Genomic DNA, 19,168 nt, shown 5'->3' with positions numbered 1-19,168 from the left:
TCACGCGGATAGAAAAACAGAGCCAATCGGCTCTGTTTTTGTTTATTCGACGTTCTCAATCTTGCCCAGCAAGCTACGAATACGGTTTTGCCACGCTTCTTGCTCTTCACGCAGTTTGGCGTTTTCTTGCTCGAGGCTTTCACGGCTTTCTTTCACCGAGGCTGCATCACGCTCTAGCGCGTCATTCTTTTCTTTCAGCTCTTCGATTTCCATTTGCAGCAGCGAAATGGTATCCACCGCCATTTGTACTTTTGCTTCGAGTTGTTCTAATACTTCCAATGACATCAAGGCCACCTTATTTCTGACGATTGATCCCGTTACTACTGACATCAGCAGCAACCCGTGCAACGTGATTGTGCACCCCGCTGTTATTGTACCGAGCGCACGCTAGACTGCCACTGTTCTCGCGCCTTGCCAACGCGCAAGTGCACAAAAATCCAGCATATTTGGTGTTATTCCTGATCCGCCTGACGTGTATTTCCACATATCCTCTGCTCACAGGCGTACGCAAACGTTTTCTATTTCTGGTAAACTGGCGCGCGCTCACTGGGCTGACCAGTTTTTGTGGCTTTTATCTTGGAGTACTCATGAAACGCGATCTCGCACTGGCTTTCTCTCGTGTCACCGAAGGCGCCGCCCTTGCCGGTTATAAATGGCTGGGCCGTGGCGATAAAAATGCAGCGGATGGTGCAGCCGTTGCCGTGATGCGTACCTTACTGAACCTCACCGAGATTGATGGTGAAATTGTGATTGGCGAGGGCGAAATAGACGACGCGCCGATGCTCTATATCGGTGAACAAGTCGGCTTGGGCGGCGACGCGGTCGATATTGCCGTCGATCCGATTGAAGGCACACGCATGACGGCCATGGGGCAAGCGAATGCCCTGGCGGTACTGGCCGCCGGCGAGAAAGGTAGCTTTTTAAAAGCGCCGGATATGTACATGGAAAAACTGGTAGTGGGACCGGGCGCCAAAGGTGCCATTGATCTGCATAAGCCCCTGCTCGAGAACTTAGAAAATATCGCCATCGCCCTAGGTAAAACCCTAGATACGCTGGTCGTTGCCACCTTGGCAAAGCCTCGCCATGACGCCATCATCGCCACTATGCAGCAACGCGGGATCCGAGTTTTCGCCTTTCCCGATGGCGACGTGGCCGCCTCAATCCTTACCTGCATGCCTGAAAGCGAAGTAGATGTGATGGTCGGCATTGGCGGTGCGCCGGAAGGTGTGGTGTCAGCCGCTGTTATTCGCGCCTTAGGCGGCGACATGCAAGGACGTTTGCTCCCTCGCCATGAAGTCAAAGACGATACCCCAGAAAACCGCGCTTTTGGTGAGCAAGAATTAGCCCGTTGCCAAGAAATGGGGATCCAAGCCCACCAAGTACTGACGTTGTCCGACATGGCGAGCAGCGATAACGTTGTCTTTGCCGCCACTGGGATCACCAAGGGGGACTTGCTAGATGGCATTAGCCGCCAAGGCGATCTGGCCACCACAGAAACCCTGGTGGTACGCGGTCAATGTCGTACCATACGCCGCATCCGCTCGACCCACTATTTAAGCCGCAAAGACGACGCCATCAAGCATCACATCTTATAACTCAGCGGGCAGCCAATGTGCTGCCCTGACTGGTCAAGTGGATTGATTTCGATTACCCTTTTATAAACACTTTGCTTTATTTAGTTGTGTGCTGCTGGGCAGCGTATTGGGGTAATCACTATCACTACCATCAAGTCTACCGATCGCATTCTCGATACCCTTAAACGAGAAGGCAGTGTCAGCGCAAAAACCCTCGCGCAATCGCTGGGGATGACCACGATGGGCGTGCGCCAACACTTACAGAGCCTTGAGCGAGAAGGGCTGGTTGATTTCGAAGATGTGCGCGCCAAAGTGGGCCGCCCCACCCGCCACTGGTCGCTCACCGCCAGTGGTCATAGCCGTTTTGCAGACAGTCATAATGATCTGTCTATCACCTTGATTGACTCCGTCCAAGACGTGTTTGGCGAGCAGGGCGTCGAAAAAGTGATCGCGCAACGAGAAGCGCGAACCCTTGCGCAATATCAAGATGCACTAAAAGATTGCGATAATTTAGAGGCTAAATTGCAAACCTTGGCGTATCTTAGAGAGAGCGAGGGGTATATGGCCGAGCTCCAACAGGATGGCGCCGACTACATATTGATTGAACATCACTGCCCTATCTGCCACGCAGCCAAAACGTGTCCGGCGCTTTGCCGTTCAGAAATACAATTATTTCAACGCCTTTTAGGTAATGCTTACCGTATCGAGCGCGAAGAGCACATCGTGTCCGGGCAACGTCGCTGTACATATCGAATCGGAGAAAAGACGTGAGGAGGTAATATGGCCACTTGGATCAAGGCTGAAGTTGTGGAGAACCAACATTGGACGAAGGATCTCTTCAGCCTGGTGTTATCCGCCCCTATTGAACCCTTTACCGCCGGCCAGTTTACAAAACTGGGGATGGAGATCGACGGTAAACTCATTCAACGCGCCTACTCGTTTGTAAACCCTCCTCAAAGTAAGTATCACGAAGTCTATGCCACACGTGTCGCCGATGGACTCATGTCGCCGCGACTGCATGCGCTAGAGCCGGGTGAAACCGTGATGATCACCAAAGATCCCGCGGGCTACTTTACCTTGGATGAAGTGCCGCAAGGCCAACATTTGTGGATGCTCGCCACCGGTACCGCCATTGGTCCTTATCTGTCGATTATGGAGCAAGGGGATGTTTGGTCGCGGTTTAGAAAGGTTATCTTGGTGCATGCGGTAAGATTCGCGGCGGATCTTACCTATCAAGCACGCATCAACGCACTGCAAGAAAAATACCCCGATCAGTTAGTCGTGCAACCGTTCGTAAGTCGCGAGCCCACCGCGGGCGCCCTTTCTGGACGGATCACCCATGCGTTGGAAGATGGCTTGCTCGAACGTGTGGTTGGGCTGCCGCTTCAGCCGGACCATAGTCAAGTGATGCTGTGCGGGAACCCGGCGATGGTCAAAGAAGTGAAGAGCATTTTGGAAGGCAAAGGATTAAGCAAAAACCTACGCCGTAAGCCCGGTAACATTACCACCGAGCACTATTGGTAAGTCGTTGCGCCCCTTTGCTGGGGTGCATACGGTAACCCGTTGTATTTTTATGGTTAAAAATAAGCACTAAAAAGCGGTCATTTTTCAGGGGATTGTTTGTGCCACAGTCTGCTTTCCCGTTCAGAGCGCCAAGTGGCTCAGACACCCTGAATTTGATCCCCCCACGCCCCCGACTCATAGTTATTCATACGCCTTGGTAATGCGGTCATCTGACCGACGGCGTACAAAGGAGTAACTTATGAAGACGCTACCTTCTTTTGATGAACTGGCCGCTTTGGCTCAGTCCGATCCAAAAGCTTTAGAAGCTTTGCGCCTCAAGATGAGTGAAGAAGTGATTGCCAATGCCTCACATGCCACGCAACCACAGCTCCACGCCATGCTAAGCCACATCAACCGCGTGATAGAACATGGCAAAAACCCACTGCACGTGAACGTCATGTTATTTCAAGCGCTGTCAAAGCAATACTCACGCTTTGCCACCGCCTTTGAATCACCCGAATCGCTACGTAGCCACAACGCTGAAATCATGGACTTTCGCGTCGGCCAAGCCGCACGCCAAAGCGCACGCGCAAGCGAATAACACCCAAATCGGCTCGGGTGGAACGTCCACCCGTTACCGCCTTACCATCGGTTAAACCGCAGCTGACGCAACCCGCTTGCTGTAGCTTTTGGTTTCCATATCACGAATTTCAACCGTCAAACTGCTCACGTGACTAGCATGGCGGGATAACACGTCAACCAGCGCTTGGCTAATGGCTTGCTTTTGCGCCACCGTTCGCCCATCGAGCAAGCGAAATTCGACATGAATAAAATCACCACGGTCGGCTTGTTCTCCAACCCGCCATACGCCGCAAGGCACTGCTCGCGACTTTAGCGCCGCCGGCTCAAACACCTCACTGGCGATGGCAGCTTGATGTAAGGCCTCCACCACCTGATCGATGTTCACTCGTTCAGAAACCGATTCTGTGTATTCCATGATTAAATGCGGCATCACACACTCCTTGTTATTGAGAAAGGCTATGGTGCCGGATTTTTCACCACCACTCTAGCGAGACCATCACAGTTCACTGGCCAGACGTGCCACAAAATGATGAAAATTTACTACTTAGCGGTTCACTTTTGCCAATAAAACGCGTAAAAACGAAGGCATTCTCGCCATTCTATGATTTTAAACAGAGAAGGCCGCGCTACAATAGACTACCTTCTTTACATCTTTTGACTTCAAATCAACTAAACCGCGGAGGAATTCCTATGCGCCGTCCATTGGTAATGGGTAACTGGAAACTCAATGGCAGCAAAGCCATGGTCACTGAACTGCTTAACGGCCTGAACGCTGAACTTAAAGGCGTGGAAGGTGTGGACGTTGCTGTTGCGCCACCGGTCATGTATTTGGCACAAGCCGAGCAACTGCTGGCGGATAGCGCTATTAAGCTTGGCGCGCAAAACGTCGACACACACAACAGCGGCGCATTCACCGGTGATATTTCTGCAGAGATGCTGAAAGACTTTGGTGCCACCCATATTATTATCGGCCACTCAGAGCGTCGTGAATATCACCAAGAATCTGACGAATTTGTCGCGCAGAAATTCGCTTTCTTGAAAGAAAATGGCCTCACGCCAGTACTTTGTATCGGTGAGTCCGAAGCACAAAACGAAGCGGGCGAAACCCTTGCTGTCTGTGCACGTCAGCTTGACGCAGTGATTCAATCACAAGGTGTTGAAGCGCTGAACGGTGCGATCATTGCCTATGAACCTATTTGGGCGATCGGTACTGGTAAAGCTGCGACGGCAGAACAGGCTCAAGAAATCCACGCGGCCATTCGTAAGCACATTGCGTCTTACAGCGAAGACGTCGCAAGCAAGGTTGTGATTCAGTACGGCGGTTCAGTAAAAGCAGGAAATGCTGCAGAGCTATTCGCGATGCCGGATATCGACGGCGCGCTAGTTGGCGGTGCCGCGCTTGACGCAGCGGGCTTTGCCGCTATCGCTAAAGCAGCGGCTGACGCGAAAAAAGCGTAAGCGACTGACGCTAAACATCTAACAAAACGTCCCCAACCTGGGGACGTTTTTTATTGTTCGCCGGCAAATCCTAATTGCCGCCACGCTTCATAGCCAATAATGGCCACGGCATTAGACAGGTTTAGGCTACGTGCCTCTGGCTGCATGGGAATGCGCAACCGCTGCGCGTCTGGCAATGCTTGGATCAACGCATCAGGCAAGCCGCGCGTTTCTGGCCCAAACAACAACACATCACCGTCCGCAAACGTCGCCTCAGTGTGAAACTGGGTGGCTTTGGTGGTACACGCAAAGATCCGACGACCCGCCATCGCGCTTGCAAACGCCGCATAGTCTTTATGACGTGTCACTCGAGCAAGATCGTGATAATCCAGTCCCGCACGACGGACTTTCTTTTCTTCCAGATCAAAGCCAAGCGGCTCAATCAAATGCAAGTTCGCACCACAGTTGGCACAAAGACGAATGATATTCCCCGTATTGGGGGCAATTTCAGGCTCGTAAAGCGCTATATCAAACATGAGAGTTCATTACCAAAGTAAGCAAGGCAGGTATTGTCGCAACCGTTGGTAGATTGCGCAATATTAACCACTCGGCCATTGCAAGCGCACCACGAGTCCACCTTGTGGATGGTTCGCGGCACTGACTTGGCCACCATGTTGCTGTACGGCTTGTGCAGTAATCGCCAGCCCCAACCCAGTCCCGCCCGATTGACGGTCTCGCGCGGCAGACACGCGATAAAAGGGGCGGAAAATATCAGTCAGCATTGTCTCAGGAACGCCGGGGCCATCGTCCTGAATCTCAATATTTAACCCCGCTTGCTCGCTCATGACCGATAGACAGACATGTTTATTGGCGTAGCGAATCGCATTACGCAGCACATTGTCGAGCGCACTGCGGGCTAAGCGCACATTGACGGTTAATGCGACATCAGGAAAGGGAGTCGCCTCGATCTGCTTACCCTGCTGCCCCGCTTCAAATTGGGCATCGTCAACAACCGATTGCCAGAGTACTTGAGCATTGATGGATTCGCGTTCAAGGTGTCCTTGCGATTGCAGTCGTGACAAGGTGAGTAGCTCGCTGATCAGGGCTTCCAATTGGCTCGCTTCCCGTTCAATCCGCGCTAACACTTCGCTATCGCCCAATTCACGCGCGGCCAAGGCGCGTGCCATTTGTAATCGGGTCAAGGGTGAGCGCAACTCATGGGAAATATCCGACACCAGTTGTTGCTGCCCAGTCACCATCTGATTGAGCGCGGTCACCATTTGGTTAAAGCCTCGACCTGCGTCGCGAAACTCTTTGGGGCCTTGCTCAAGGGTAGGATCAATCACCAACTGCCCCTTGGCGACCCGCTGACTCGCCGTTTGAAACCGCCGTGCGGGACGCGTCAAGGTATATGCCAACCAGAGCAACAAAGGCGTACTGACCAACATGGTCACCACTAATAAGTGCTGTGGTTTTTCCAAAATTTTAAGCACAAACGGCAGCTTGGGTTGCCAACGCCGAGCATGATAAAAGGTTCCGGCTTCACGCGCGGTAGTGACGGGGAACGGGCCGGCTAACATATTGCGGTGATAAAGGCGCTGCATCGGCACATCGGTGTCGGTGGTTTGCGATATAAAATGGCGTAATTCGCGTGGCAAAGATCCTAATGTCGCGCTATCAGGCACCCAATACAACTTATAGGGCGTGCGACGATGACCGCGATGTTGATTCTGACGTGCAACCATCACCGCAATTGGAATCTCACGCTGTTGTGAGATTGCTACCAATTGTTCCAGTTGGGCTTGGATACGAGCTTTTTCCGGCGAGGGAATGGCATGCAAGCTACGCGGATCCTCTCGCTGTGCCCAAATAACCGCCGCCAACACCGCCAGCAGCGTCAGCCAGAAAATGATAAAAACCCGACCGTATAAACTTCCGAGAAAGGGTACCCGTGACCAGCGCTCGGCGAGCTGGCGACGCCAGAGACCTAGTCGACCCATAGATAGCCCTTACCCCTTAGAGTTTTAATCCTAGGTTTGCCATCAAGGCGCTCTGGCAGCTTCTTACGCAAATTGGAAATATGCACATCGACTGCACGATCAAAGGGCATGAGTCGCTTTCCTAGCACCTGCTCACTTAACAAGGCTTTACTTACCACTTCACCGGGGTGATGAAGCAAACAGGCCAACATTTCGGTTTCCATACCGGTCAACGCCACGGGTTTATCTTGGCACAACGTCTCTAATCGACGCGGGTATACTCGCACATCATGATGGGCCAGTACCGGCTCATCTTCAGGCGGTGCCGACTCTGCGCTTACGACCTGCGTTCGGCGCAAAATGGCCCGCATCCGCGCCAGCAGTTCGCGATCGCTAAAGGGTTTGGCCAAATAGTCATCCGCCCCCAGCTCGAGCCCCATCACTCGGTCTACTTCTTCTCCTCGCGCCGTGAGCATCAAGATCGCGACGTTGGATATGGCGCGCAGCTGACGCAAGGTTTCCATGCCGTTCAAAACCGGCATCATCACATCAAGCAGAATAATGTCAGGGGGCGAAGCACTCGCCATCTCAAGGCCAGTTTGGCCATTATCCGCACAACGCACCGAAAATCCCTCCAGTGAGAGCAGCTCACTGAGTAAATCCGTCAGTGCGGTATCATCATCGATGATCAAAACCTCTTGCATGGCAATCAGACTCTCTGCCCATTATCAATTAGCCGTAGTTCTATCATAGCTACGCCCGCGGGTGAGTGACTTTACCCATCTTTACACCGAATAACGTGACTTTACATCCCAGCCCGTAAGCTAAATAGGTAACCACTCACCACTGGAGAAAAGTAATGAAACGTTTCACTATCGGCCTGGCAATAGCCGCCATTGCCCTGCCCACTCTCGCCGCCCCCCACTTTGGCGATGGCATGGACCGCGGGATGTGGCGTGACCTGGGTTTAACCGAGGCTCAACAAAATCAACTCCAAGCACTGCGTGATGAGTACCGCACTCAACGTCAGCAGGCACGCGGCGACGTTCAAGCCAAGATGAAAACCTTACTGACCCAAGACACCTTTGATGAGCAAGCGGTGCGCGATTTATTGTCGGCTCAGCCACAGCCGAATATTGAACGCCGCGTGGCCCATGCACGTCATCAACACGCGATGATGCAGGTGCTCACCCCAGAGCAGCAAACTGCGTTCTTTGACACCATGCATAAAAAGCATGATAAACAAGGCAAAGGGCATCATCGTCATCACGGTAAAAAAGGCGATTGTTCACGTTAAACCTGCGCCGTGTCATACGTTTGCTGTGAATGAGATATATACTGAGGGCAGACTTGATTAACCTGCTGCCCTTGGTATGACAAAAAAGTATGCCTTCTGGGTTGAGGCCGCTGCTTGGGCCGCAACCTGCGTCGCCACCCTATTGCTGATCGCCAAGCTGATTGCTTGGTGGCTGACCGGCTCGGTCAGTGTGCTCGCCTCCTTCGTGGACTCGCTACTCGACTTGCTCGCCTCATTAACCAACTTAGTCGTGGTGCGTTATGCCGTGCAACCGGCTGACAACGAACACAGCTTTGGCCATGGTAAGGCTGAGTCATTAGCCGCCTTAGCTCAATCAACCTTTATTGTCGGTTCGGCCTCGTTTTTGCTGCTCAGTGGGCTTGAACGTTTGTTCAAGCCTGTACCCATTGCAGCCCCTGAACTCGGGGTAGCCGTAAGTGTGGGGGCCACGCTCGTGACTTTGGGGTTGGTGCTATTTCAAAAGTGGGTGATCCGTAAAACCGCGAGCCCCGCGATTCGTGCCGATGCGCTGCACTATCAGTCAGATTTACTGATGAATGTGGCGATCATTATTGCACTGGTCCTCAGTTGGTATGGATGGACACAAGCCGACGCCTGGTTCGCGATTGGGATCAGTGGCTTTATTTTGTGGCAAGCAATCAAAATGGCTTATGAGGCAGTCCAGTCCTTACTCGACCGGCAAATTCCGCTTGATGATCAGGAACGCATCGCCGTGCTTTCGAGCTCTGTGGCGGGTGTGCGGGGCATCCACCAGCTGCGTACACGCCAAGCAGGGATGACAACGTTTATCCAACTGCACATTGAGCTGGATGACGAGCTACCCTTAGTAGATGCACATACGATTGCCGATGAAGTGGAAGACCGGTTGCTCATTGCATTTCCCGGCGCGGATATCATGATCCACCAAGATCCCGTATCCGTGGTGAACAAAGAGCGCGCACAATTCTCATCATCGGCAGTGAACAAAAGCCCACAGGGCTGACATGTATCAACTTTTTAGCGACAGTAATTGTAATACTATTACAGAAGTAGGAAAATTACAGTCTAAGCAACAGTCGTTGCGGGTTCACTGGGGCAAATAGGTTGCCATTACCGCAATCGGCGCGAACTAATTGACCAAAAGTCAGAGGGTAACCATGGTTAGAAAAATTGGTGTTTTGACCAGTGGCGGCGATGCGCCGGGCATGAATGCAGCGATTCGTGGAGTGGTACGTAGCGCACTCACCGAAGGACTCGAAGTTTACGGCATCTATGATGGCTTTCTCGGTTTACACCAAAACCGCATTGAGCGTCTTAACCGCACCAGTGTTTCCGACGTGATTAACCGCGGCGGTACGTTTTTAGGCTCAGCCCGCTTCCCTGAGTTCGCGGACGAGAAAGTACGTGAACAAGCAATCCAAAACCTCAAGATGCACGGTATCGATGCACTGGTGGTAATTGGCGGCGACGGCTCATTCATGGGCGCCAAGAAGCTTACTGAAATGGGCTATCCATGTATCGGCCTACCCGGCACCATTGACAACGATGTAGCCGGTACTGACTACACCATCGGTTACATGACCGCCTTGAACACCGTTATCGATGCGATTGACCGTCTGCGCGATACCTCATCCTCTCACCAACGTATCTCGATTGTCGAAGTGATGGGCCGCCATTGTGGTGACCTCACCTTGATGGCATCCGTTGCGGGTGGCTGCGAATACATCATTACCCCAGAGACTGGCTTGGATAAAGACAAACTGCTGTCGAAAATCAAAGAAGGGATCTACAAGGGTAAGAAACACGCCATTGTCGCTATCACAGAATTGATGACCGACGTAAACGAACTGGCGAAGTTTATCGAAACCGAAACCGGCCGCGAGACCCGTGCAACCATCTTGGGCCACATCCAGCGTGGCGGCCAACCGGGTGCTTTTGACCGTATTTTGGCATCCCGCATGGGTGCATATGCCGTCGATCTTCTCCAGCAAGGTGAAGGTGGCCGTTGTGTGGGTATTCAGAACGATAAAATGGTGCATCACGACATCATCGACGCTATTGAAAACATGAAGCGTCCATTCCGCCAAGATTTGTACGAAGTAGCAGAAAAGCTGTTTTAATCTCGTTCAATATGCGAACAAAAACGGAGCCAGTGGCTCCGTTTTTTTATCGGCTAGATTAGATCCCATCACCAGAGATAAAGGTTTTATGCGAGCCGTTGAATTCTTGGTCCATATCCAAAGACGGCATATGCGAGCTGGGTCGGCCCACAATTTTCGCCGGCACACCGGCCACGGTGGTATGGGGCGGAACAGGGTTGAGCACCACAGAGCAGGAGCCGATTTTCGCGCCTTCGCCAATATCGATATTGCCTAAAATCTTCGCCCCTGCGCCAATCATCACCCCTGTGCGGACTTTTGGATGGCGATCGCCACCTTCTTTACCAGTACCGCCCAAGGTCACGTCTTGTAGGATAGAGACATCGTCTTCAATCACCGCGGTTTCGCCGATCACAATGCCGGTGGCATGGTCAAACATAATGCCACGCCCGATACAGGCTGCAGGGTGCACATCGACTTGGCATGTCACCGAGATTTGGTTTTGAAGATAGGTGGCGAGCTCCTTACGACCCTGACGCCATAACCAATTCGCGACGCGAAAGCCTTGCAACGCATGAAAACCTTTTAGGTATAAAAGTGGCGTTGAATATAGCTCCACCGCGGGATCACGCTCTACCGTGGCACAAATATCGCAAGCGGCTGACTCCGTCACGCAAGCATCATTGGCATAGACTTCTTCGATGACCTCTCGCACCGCCATCGACGGCATCGACGGGGTCGATAGCTTGTTCGCCAAAATATAACTTAACGCACTGGCAAGGTTGTCGTGCTTGATAATGGTGGCATGGTAAAAACTCGCCAACATCGGCTCGCGTTCAGCATGCTCGCGCGCTTCCTTTTTCACCGCTTGCCATACGCGGTGTTGCTGGCATTCTTTTCTGGCCTTATTCACTGCCTTCGTCCTTACAAAAATGACCTACAACCAGGACGTATACACGTCCAGTGCCACTGCCAGTGTATAAAAAAAACGCGCGGTTCTCACCCCGCGCGTTTTAGTTTGCACTCGCTGGGCGATTATTCCGACTTTTTCTCTCGTGCGAGCAAGTCTTTTGCCGCTTGCTGGGCCGCTTTACCTTGGTAAAGGACTTGATAGATTTGCTCGACAATCGGCATTTCCACACCTGCACGTTGCGCTAGCGCCCACACTTCTTTGGTGTTGCGGTAGCCTTCAACCACTTGACCAATCTTATCTTGCGCGTCTTGAACGCCCTCGCCCTGCCCGAGCGCTAAGCCAAAGCGACGATTTCGAGATTGGTTGTCGGTACAGGTGAGCACCAAATCACCGAGCCCAGCCATACCCATAAAGGTATCGCGTGACGCACCCAGCGCCTCCCCCAAGCGTGTCATTTCAGCAAGCCCTCGGGTGATCAGTGCGGTGCGCGCATTGGCGCCAAAGCCAATCCCATCGGAGATACCTGCGCCAATCGCAATCACATTCTTCACCGCACCGCCAAGCTGCATGCCGATGAAGTCGTGGTTACCATAAACGCGAAAGCTGTGCTGACAGTGAATGGTGTCTTGTAACTCACTCACAAATGTCGCATCCGGAGAGGCCACCGAAATCGCGGTAGGCAAACCCGCCGCCAGCTCTTTGGCGAAGGTGGGGCCCGACAAGACCGCAAGCGGAATGTTGTCGCCCAGTTGCTCCCGAGCCACCTCTTGTAAAAGACGTCCGGTTTCTGGCTCAAGCCCTTTGGTAGCCCAACACACGCGAGAATCAGCACGTAGGTAAGGCTTCACCTTATCCAACACATCACCAAAGACGTGGCTGGGTACCACAACTAACAAATCGCGGCTGGCATTCACTGCCACCGCTAAGTCAGCACACAAGATCAATGAGTCCGGAAACGCGATATCAGGCAAAAACGCCTGATTGGCACGATCCGTTTCAAGCTGCGCGATATGCAGGGGATCATGGCCCCACAACACGACATTGGCACCGTTTCTGGCGAGTGAAATCGCCAGTGCTGTGCCGTAAGAGCCTGCGCCTAGTACGGTGATTGCAGCGTCTTGTGTCGGTGCCAACGTGGTCATGGCCAATCCTTACGCTTGCGCGTCTTCGGTTTTTTGCTCGTCAGCTTGCTGTTGCAGATAGTTCATGAACAGCGCATCAAAGTTAACAGGAGCAAGGTTCAATTGCGGGAAGGTGCCTTTGACGACCAAGCTTGAAATGGTTTCACGGGCATACGGGAAAAGAATGTTCGGGCAGAATGCACCCAAGCAGTGTGCCAATTGTGGCGCTTCCATGCCAGTCACTGAGAAAATACCGCCTTGCTGCACTTCACAAAGGAAGGCATTGCTGTCTTGGTTTTTCACTGTCACCGTGAGGCGCAGAACCACTTCATAAATGCCTTCGCCTAGCTCACGGCTTTGCGTGTCGAGATCCAAGTTAACGTCTGGCGCCCAATCTTGTTGGAACACTTCCGGAGAGTTTGGCGCTTCGAAAGACACATCTTTCAAAAACACACGTTGGATAGCGAAATTTTGCTCGGCTTGTTGATTGGTTTCTGCTTCAGCCATGATGGTTAATCCTTACTTTAAATTGGCTCAATGTGCCCAGCACATTAAAAAAAGCGAGCCGCCGCGTCATGCGACCGCTCGATATTTGAGTTGATGATCACTTTTTCTTCTTGGTTTTGCCCTTGCTGCTTTTGGCGCGAACCAGTGGCATATTGGCATCATTCCAAGAGGTGAGACCATCTTTAAGTACATACACAGTGTCAAACCCAGCTTTGACTAGCTGGTTTGCGCTTTCTGCCGCCGTTTGACCTGTTTTACATACCACAATGATGGGGTCATTTTTGTGTTTTTCAAGCTCACCCAGTGAGTTCGATTTGATTTCACTCGGCAAGAGGTTGATAGCACCAGTGATGTGGCCAGCACGGTACTCATCACGACTACGGATATCGACAAACACACCGTTTTCACGGTTGGTAATGATCGCCGCTTGGTTCGGCGCAACCACTTTGTATGCCGCGGTTTTCTGCTTAATTAAGGACATTAGCAGTGCTGCGGCTAAACCTACCCATGCCAAAGTGAGGAGCATGTTGTTGGAGACGAAATCGATATATTCCTGCATAATCTTTGCTCTATACTGCTTGCTGACTCGCGTCGCGAGAATCCATCAAGGGGTGAAAAATGGTGTCGAGTATAACTTGCTCGCCATGGTTTTACAGCCTGTCCGCGTAAATCCGCGCGCTCGCTCACTTGCCAGATGACTAGCTCGGTTTTCCCCATCCGCTCAATAACTTGAAAAGAAAGAAGGTTTCACCAATAGCAGAAATCGAGCAAAGCCATTCGCAAGCCGGCTGGATCTTCGCCATAATGAGGGGACTCAAGGGGCATTGGCAAGCCTAACGGTCAACTTGTCAGCAGGGATAATTGATCTTAGCCTACATATCGCGGCGTAAAATGTAGTAAAATTACGCTCATTCAATGACCATTGAGTCATGCTGCTGCTCAGCTCGGGTCGGCATCAAGCCTCAGTGGTTGTCTTATGGCAGCCAATGTCAGTCTTTAGCTTGAATTGAGAGGACGTAATATGTCTGCAAAAAAACCACTCGCACTGGTGATTCTCGATGGTTGGGGTTATCGCGATCCACAAAGCGATAATGCGATCACCAACGCCAACACCCCGGTACTCGATAGCCTGATGGCCGCTAACAGCACCTTGATCTCTGCATCAGGCTTCGATGTGGGCCTGCCGGACGGGCAAATGGGTAACTCAGAAGTGGGACACGTGAACATTGGTGCTGGCCGCGTGGTTTACCAAGACTTGACTCGGATCACCAAATCCATTGCAGATGGTGAATTTAACCAAACGCCAGCGCTGACTGCTGCCGTTGATAAAGCGGTAGACAAAGGTAAAGCGGTTCACATTATGGGTCTGATGTCACCAGGCGGTGTACACAGTCATGAAGATCATATTGCGGCTATGGTTGAGCTTGCCGCTGAACGCGGTGCCGACCAAATCTACCTGCACTGCTTCCTCGACGGACGTGATACGCCACCGCGTAGCGCCAAAGCATCACTTGAGCGTTTTGATACCCTGTTTGCCAAGCTGGGTAAAGGCCGCATTGCATCTTTGGTGGGCCGCTACTACGCGATGGACCGAGACAACAACTGGGACCGTGTTGAGCGCGCTTATGACCTGCTTACTCAAGCTCATGGCGAGTTCACGGCCACCAGCGCGGTTGAGGGCCTAGAGGCTGCGTACGCCCGTGAAGAAAACGATGAGTTTGTCGCGCCGACCGAAATTTATCGCGACGGTGACAATAAAGCGACTATCAACGACGGCGATGCAGTCATCTTCATGAACTTCCGTGCCGACCGTGCGCGTCAAATGACCCGCGCCTTTATGCCGGATTTCGATGGCTTTACGCGTAAAAAATACGCTGAGCTGTCTGACTTTGTGATGCTGACAGAATATGCAGCCGACATCGATACCACGGTCGCCTTCCCACCAGAGAGCTTGTCCAACACCTTGGGTGAGTGGCTCTCGAAAAACGGTAAAACCCAGCTGCGCATCTCTGAAACTGAGAAGTACGCTCACGTGACTTTCTTCTTTAACGGCGGTATCGAGACCGTGTTTGAAGGCGAAGAGCGTGCGTTGGTTGCCTCACCAAAAGTGGCAACCTACGATCTGCAGCCAGAAATGAGCTCAGAAGAGTTGACCGACAAGCTCGTTGCGGCCATCAAATCTGGCAAGTTCGATATGATCATCTGTAACTACCCGAACGGCGACATGGTCGGCCACACTGGCGTGTACGATGCCGCGGTGAAGGCATGTGAAGCGGTAGACCATTGCATTGGTCGCGTGTTGGAAGCGATTAAAGAAGTGGACGGTCAGATGCTGATTACCGCCGACCACGGTAACGCCGAGATGATGGTGGATCCAAACACTGGTGGCGCTTACACCGCGCACACCAATTTGCCAGTGCCACTGATGTATGTGGGCAGCAAAGACATCACGTTGAAAGAAGGCGGCAAGCTGTCTGATCTGGCCCCAACCATGCTGGCCTTGACCGGTATGGATATTCCAGAAGAGATGACTGGCAAGCCGGTGTTCGATCTGAAATAATCCCCTCATGCGGGAGAAACGAACACGCTTTTTGACAGCCCTCCGCGCCAGTGCCTTGTGCACTGGCGTTTTTCTGTGCCTGCTCACTTTTTCAACGAGCGCCAATTCCCAATTGGAAGGCGTCAGTGATGAAATCGCTCGCCAACAATCGCAATTGGCCGCACACAACAAAAAACTGAATCACCTGCAACGGGATTTAAAAGCGCAAGCCACTCGGATTGAAACGCTATCGAAACGGATTCGCTCTGCACAGAGCGCTCTTGGTGATACAGAAGCCGAGATTGAGACGCTCACTAAAAAACAGGCCCGTCTCCAACAAGAGATGATTGGCCAGCAAGCCTTACTGGCCGACTTACTGGACGCACAATACCGTCAAGGCCAACACGATCAGCTCCAGCGCCTACTCAGTGGCGACGACATTGCACAATTAGACCGACTCACACGCTATGCCGAAACCTTGGCACAATCTCGTCAAGCTGCGATTGAATCCCTCGCCGCCACACGTACCGAATATCAGTTAACCGCGCACCAATTGAAACAACAACGCGATAAGCAGTCTGCTTTGGTCGCCGAACTGCAAGAGAAAAAGCGGGATTTGGAAAGCGAGCAAAACGCACAAAGTCAAACGGCGAAAAAAATTCGCGCACAAATTGCCAGTGACAGTGCCTACCTTGCGGAACTCAACGCGAACAAGCAACGTTTACAAGAAGAAATCGCCGCGGCGGCACGACGCGCCACCGTGAAGATGGCAGGGATTGCGAATGCCAAAGGCAAGCTCACTTGGCCCGTCAAAGGCACGTTGTTACACCGTTTTGGCGAACGTCAGTCCGGCCAAGTCAGTTGGAACGGTGTGGTGATTGGCGCCAAACGCGGCACCGAAGTGAAAGCGGCGCATGCGGGTAAAGTGGTGCTATCGAGCTGGTTGCGTGGCTATGGCCTATTGATTGCCGTAGACCACGGTAAAGGTGACATGACCTTGTATGGTTATAACCAAGCCTTGCTAAAAGATGTGGGCGATACCGTGACCGCCGGTGAGCCTATCGCCTTGGTCGGCGACAGCGGTGGCCAATCCACCCCTTCCTTGTATTTCGAAATTCGCCGCAAAGGCAACACCACCAATCCACTCCCTTGGCTGGATTAAAAACGCCCACCAAATAGGTGGGCGTGCGGGTGTTTTGTGCGCATCAGCGCTGCTACACCAGAGGCATTAACGCTGCCAATCGAGGATCACCTTGCCAGATTGTCCTGAACACATCACATCAAAGCCTTGTTGGAAGTCATCCACATTGTAGTGATGGGTGATGATCGGGGTTAAATCCAAGCCAGATTGAATTAATGATGCCATCTTGTACCAGGTTTCGAACATCTCGCGGCCATAGATACCTTTGATCACGAGCCCTTTAAAGATCACCTGATTCCAATCAATGCCCATATCACTCGGTGGGATGCCAAGGAGCGCAATCTTGCCACCGTGGTTCATGGCCGCCAACATGCTATTAAACGCCGTCGGCACCCCAGACATTTCGAGGCCAACATCAAAGCCTTCCGTCATGCCAAGCTCTGCCATTACCGACTCCAGAGAGGACTCAGCCACATTGACCGCGCGCGTGACACCCATTTTGCGGGCAAGCTCGAGGCGATATTCATTCACATCGGTGATCACCACATGACGTGCCCCAACATGACGCGCCACCGCAGCGGCCATGATGCCAATCGGCCCCGCGCCGGTGATCAACACGTCTTCGCCCACCAAATCAAAGGACAGCGCCGTATGCACGGCATTACCGAATGGGTCGAAAATCGAGGCTAGGTCATCGGAGATCTCATCCGGGATTTTGAACGCGTTAAACGCGGGGATCACCAGATACTCCGCGAAGGCACCTTCGCGGTTAACGCCCACACCAACGGTGTTGCGGCACAGGTGAGTACGACCGCCGCGACAGTTGCGGCAGTGTCCACAAGTGATATGCCCTTCACCCGATACGCGGTCACCCAATGAGAAGCCGCGTACCTCCTGACCAATGCCGACCACTTCACCGACATATTCGTGGCCAACCACCATAGGCACCGGAATGGTCTTTTGCGACCACTCATCCCATTTGTAAATGTGCACGTCGGTGCCACAGATGGCCGTTTTGCGAATCTTGATCAGTAGATCGTTGTGCCCCAGCTCGGGAAGCTCGGTCTCCGTCATCCAAATGCCGGGCTCCGCTTTGAGTTTCGCCAAAGCTTTCATGGTTGTTTGTGTCATGACATTACCCAATCAGTTGCATCTCTTTGCCTACTTTAATGAAGGCATCAATAGCTCGGTCCAATTGCTCACGTGTATGCGCGGCTGACATCTGGGTGCGGATACGAGCTTGACCTTTCGGTACCACAGGGTAGGAGAAGCCCACCACATAGACGCCCTCTTCCATCATGCGCTCGGCAAACTCACTGGCCACTTTGGCATCGCCAAGCATCACAGGAATAATGGCGTGATCGGCCCCAGCTAGCGTAAAACCAGCTTCCGTCATGCGTGCACGGAAGTGCTTACTGTTGTCCCAAAGCTGATCACGCAAGTGGTCACTCTCGGCCAGCATATCCAGTACACGGATAGAGGCAGACACAATCGCAGGTGCCAGCGAGTTGGAGAAGAGGTAAGGGCGCGAACGCTGACGTAGCCAATCAATCACCTCTTTTTTGCCTGACGTGTAGCCCCCTGACGCGCCGCCCATCGCTTTACCCAAGGTGCCGGTGATGATGTCGACACGATCCATCACTTGATGGTATTCGTGCGTCCCTCGGCCATGCTCGCCCATAAAGCCAACCGCGTGGGAATCATCCACCATGACTAGCGCGCCATATTGCTCCGCCAGATCGCACACAGCTGGTAAGTTCGCCACCACGCCGTCCATCGAGAAGACACCATCAGTCACAATCAAGATATTCGCCACACCGGCGGCTTTCGCGGCTTTAAGCTGGGCTTCCAGCTCGTCCATATCGTTGTTGGCATAACGGAATCGCTTCGCTTTACACAAGCGTACGCCATCGATAATTGACGCATGGTTTAGCGCATCAGAAATAATGGCATCGTCAGGGCCGAGAATGGTTTCGAACAAGCCCGCGTTGGCATCAAAGCATGAGGAATACAGGATGGTATCTTCCATCCCGAGAAAGTCAGATAACTTGGCTTCCAGGGTTTTGTGTGCATCTTGCGTCCCACAAATAAACCGTACCGACGCCATACCAAAACCATGCTCATCCATCCCTGCCTTGGCAGCCTTGACTAACTCAGGATGGTTCGCCAGCCCCAAGTAGTTATTGGCGCAAAAGTTCAGTACCTGCTGCTCATGATTGACGGCAACACTGGCCGCTTGTGGCGAGGTAATAAGACGTTCACTTTTGTACAAGCCATCAGCTTTTACTTGCTCAAGCTGGTGACGAATTTGCTGATAGAAGGCAGCCGTCATCGCAATCTCCATGCTGTGATGATTACTTTAGGAAGGTCGCTGCCTAACAGTGGCAGCGAATGATGGCGGCTATCATGGCACGTTAAATACCCGGGTGCCAATAAGGGATGTCAGACAGTGATTCATATCGTGTAATCGCTGTCA

Annotated in this window: 21 protein-coding genes; 10 read left to right on the top strand and 11 right to left on the bottom strand. The window is 52.4% G+C overall.

Features of this window, described 5'->3' with window-relative positions; translation table 11 throughout:
• Positions 1-42: 42 nt before the first annotated feature.
• Positions 43-285, bottom strand: coding sequence for a cell division protein ZapB (gene zapB, locus N7E60_RS01080; protein ID WP_069590841.1), 243 nt, complete (start codon positions 283-285; stop codon positions 43-45).
• Between the two features lie 302 nt (positions 286-587).
• Between zapB and glpX the strand changes: the two genes are divergently transcribed.
• The 4 genes from glpX to N7E60_RS01060 all read left to right on the top strand — a co-directional run bounded on the left by glpX (position 588) and on the right by N7E60_RS01060 (position 3,678).
• Entirely contained in the window at positions 588-1,595 is a 1,008-nt protein-coding gene (glpX, locus tag N7E60_RS01075) for a class II fructose-bisphosphatase (RefSeq protein WP_077662607.1), read from the top strand.
• A 129-nt stretch (positions 1,596-1,724) separates the two neighbouring features.
• Positions 1,725-2,345, top strand: a complete 621-nt coding sequence (locus N7E60_RS01070) for a helix-turn-helix transcriptional regulator (protein WP_077455151.1) — start codon at positions 1,725-1,727, stop codon at positions 2,343-2,345.
• Between the two features lie 9 nt (positions 2,346-2,354).
• Positions 2,355-3,098, top strand: coding sequence for a ferredoxin--NADP reductase (locus N7E60_RS01065; protein WP_069590846.1), 744 nt, complete (start codon positions 2,355-2,357; stop codon positions 3,096-3,098).
• 238 nt (positions 3,099-3,336) lie between these two features.
• Positions 3,337-3,678: a DUF3135 domain-containing protein gene (locus N7E60_RS01060; protein WP_069590849.1), complete on the top strand. Its 342-nt coding sequence runs from the start codon at positions 3,337-3,339 to the stop codon at positions 3,676-3,678.
• 51 nt (positions 3,679-3,729) lie between these two features.
• On the opposite strand, the gene N7E60_RS01055 is transcribed toward N7E60_RS01060, so the two are convergent.
• Complete coding sequence (locus tag N7E60_RS01055) at positions 3,730-4,089, bottom strand: 5-carboxymethyl-2-hydroxymuconate Delta-isomerase (RefSeq protein ID WP_269597905.1); 360 nt, start codon at positions 4,087-4,089, stop codon at positions 3,730-3,732.
• Between the two features lie 260 nt (positions 4,090-4,349).
• On the opposite strand from N7E60_RS01055, the gene tpiA reads away from it, so the two are divergent.
• Positions 4,350-5,117, top strand: a complete 768-nt coding sequence (tpiA, locus tag N7E60_RS01050) for a triose-phosphate isomerase (protein ID WP_069590852.1) — start codon at positions 4,350-4,352, stop codon at positions 5,115-5,117.
• Between the two features lie 50 nt (positions 5,118-5,167).
• Here tpiA and N7E60_RS01045 read toward each other — a convergent pair whose 3' ends face one another.
• From N7E60_RS01045 to N7E60_RS01035, 3 genes are all read right to left on the bottom strand, one after another.
• On the bottom strand, positions 5,168-5,632 hold the full coding sequence (locus N7E60_RS01045) for a tRNA (cytidine(34)-2'-O)-methyltransferase (RefSeq protein WP_269597903.1): 465 nt from the start codon (positions 5,630-5,632) through the stop codon (positions 5,168-5,170).
• Between the two features lie 63 nt (positions 5,633-5,695).
• Positions 5,696-7,096: an envelope stress sensor histidine kinase CpxA gene (gene cpxA, locus N7E60_RS01040; protein WP_269597902.1), complete on the bottom strand. Its 1,401-nt coding sequence runs from the start codon at positions 7,094-7,096 to the stop codon at positions 5,696-5,698.
• Positions 7,084-7,779, bottom strand: a complete 696-nt coding sequence (locus N7E60_RS01035) for a response regulator (protein ID WP_269597901.1) — start codon at positions 7,777-7,779, stop codon at positions 7,084-7,086. Before N7E60_RS01035 ends, cpxA begins: the two co-directional genes overlap by 13 nt.
• A gap of 155 nt (positions 7,780-7,934) precedes the next feature.
• Between N7E60_RS01035 and N7E60_RS01030 the strand changes: the two genes are divergently transcribed.
• The 3 genes from N7E60_RS01030 (at position 7,935) to pfkA (ending at position 10,492) form a co-directional block, all read left to right on the top strand.
• Positions 7,935-8,372 carry a Spy/CpxP family protein refolding chaperone gene (locus N7E60_RS01030; protein WP_269597900.1) on the top strand — a complete coding sequence of 146 codons (438 nt, stop codon included), beginning with the start codon at positions 7,935-7,937 and terminating at the stop codon, positions 8,370-8,372.
• 76 nt (positions 8,373-8,448) lie between these two features.
• Positions 8,449-9,375, top strand: coding sequence for a CDF family cation-efflux transporter FieF (gene fieF / locus N7E60_RS01025; RefSeq protein WP_167313858.1), 927 nt, complete (start codon positions 8,449-8,451; stop codon positions 9,373-9,375).
• A 154-nt stretch (positions 9,376-9,529) separates the two neighbouring features.
• Positions 9,530-10,492: a 6-phosphofructokinase gene (gene pfkA / locus N7E60_RS01020; RefSeq protein WP_069590862.1), complete on the top strand. Its 963-nt coding sequence runs from the start codon at positions 9,530-9,532 to the stop codon at positions 10,490-10,492.
• A gap of 58 nt (positions 10,493-10,550) precedes the next feature.
• Here pfkA and cysE read toward each other — a convergent pair whose 3' ends face one another.
• From cysE to N7E60_RS01000, 4 genes are all read right to left on the bottom strand, one after another.
• Positions 10,551-11,384 carry a serine O-acetyltransferase gene (gene cysE, locus N7E60_RS01015; protein WP_069590864.1) on the bottom strand — a complete coding sequence of 278 codons (834 nt, stop codon included), beginning with the start codon at positions 11,382-11,384 and terminating at the stop codon, positions 10,551-10,553.
• A gap of 122 nt (positions 11,385-11,506) precedes the next feature.
• Positions 11,507-12,526: an NAD(P)H-dependent glycerol-3-phosphate dehydrogenase gene (gene gpsA / locus N7E60_RS01010; protein ID WP_269597899.1), complete on the bottom strand. Its 1,020-nt coding sequence runs from the start codon at positions 12,524-12,526 to the stop codon at positions 11,507-11,509.
• Between the two features lie 9 nt (positions 12,527-12,535).
• A complete protein-coding gene (gene secB, locus N7E60_RS01005; RefSeq protein WP_069590868.1) occupies positions 12,536-13,012 on the bottom strand; it encodes a protein-export chaperone SecB in 477 nt (158 codons plus the stop codon).
• A gap of 97 nt (positions 13,013-13,109) precedes the next feature.
• Positions 13,110-13,571 (bottom strand): rhodanese-like domain-containing protein, encoded by a 462-nt coding sequence (locus N7E60_RS01000; RefSeq protein ID WP_077455084.1) that lies wholly within the window; start codon positions 13,569-13,571, stop codon positions 13,110-13,112.
• Between the two features lie 462 nt (positions 13,572-14,033).
• On the opposite strand from N7E60_RS01000, the gene gpmM reads away from it, so the two are divergent.
• Positions 14,034-15,572, top strand: a complete 1,539-nt coding sequence (gene gpmM, locus N7E60_RS00995; RefSeq protein ID WP_269597897.1) for a 2,3-bisphosphoglycerate-independent phosphoglycerate mutase — start codon at positions 14,034-14,036, stop codon at positions 15,570-15,572.
• Positions 15,573-15,603: 31 nt separating this feature from the next.
• Entirely contained in the window at positions 15,604-16,713 is a 1,110-nt protein-coding gene (locus tag N7E60_RS00990; protein WP_241836756.1) for a peptidoglycan DD-metalloendopeptidase family protein, read from the top strand.
• A gap of 66 nt (positions 16,714-16,779) precedes the next feature.
• Here N7E60_RS00990 and tdh read toward each other — a convergent pair whose 3' ends face one another.
• The gene (gene tdh, locus N7E60_RS00985; RefSeq protein ID WP_269598528.1) at positions 16,780-17,808 is read right to left on the bottom strand and encodes an L-threonine 3-dehydrogenase; all 1,029 of its coding nucleotides are present in this window, start codon (positions 17,806-17,808) and stop codon (positions 16,780-16,782) included.
• Positions 17,809-17,827: 19 nt separating this feature from the next.
• On the bottom strand, positions 17,828-19,024 hold the full coding sequence (locus tag N7E60_RS00980) for a glycine C-acetyltransferase (RefSeq protein WP_269597896.1): 1,197 nt from the start codon (positions 19,022-19,024) through the stop codon (positions 17,828-17,830).
• Positions 19,025-19,168: the final 144 nt, after the last annotated feature.

Origin of the sequence: Salinivibrio proteolyticus (assembly GCF_027286365.1) — a bacterium.
Lineage (GTDB): Bacteria > Pseudomonadota > Gammaproteobacteria > Enterobacterales > Vibrionaceae > Salinivibrio > Salinivibrio proteolyticus.
The sequence above is the reverse complement of the archived record's forward strand: the minus strand, read 5'-3'. Positions and strand labels throughout refer to the sequence as shown.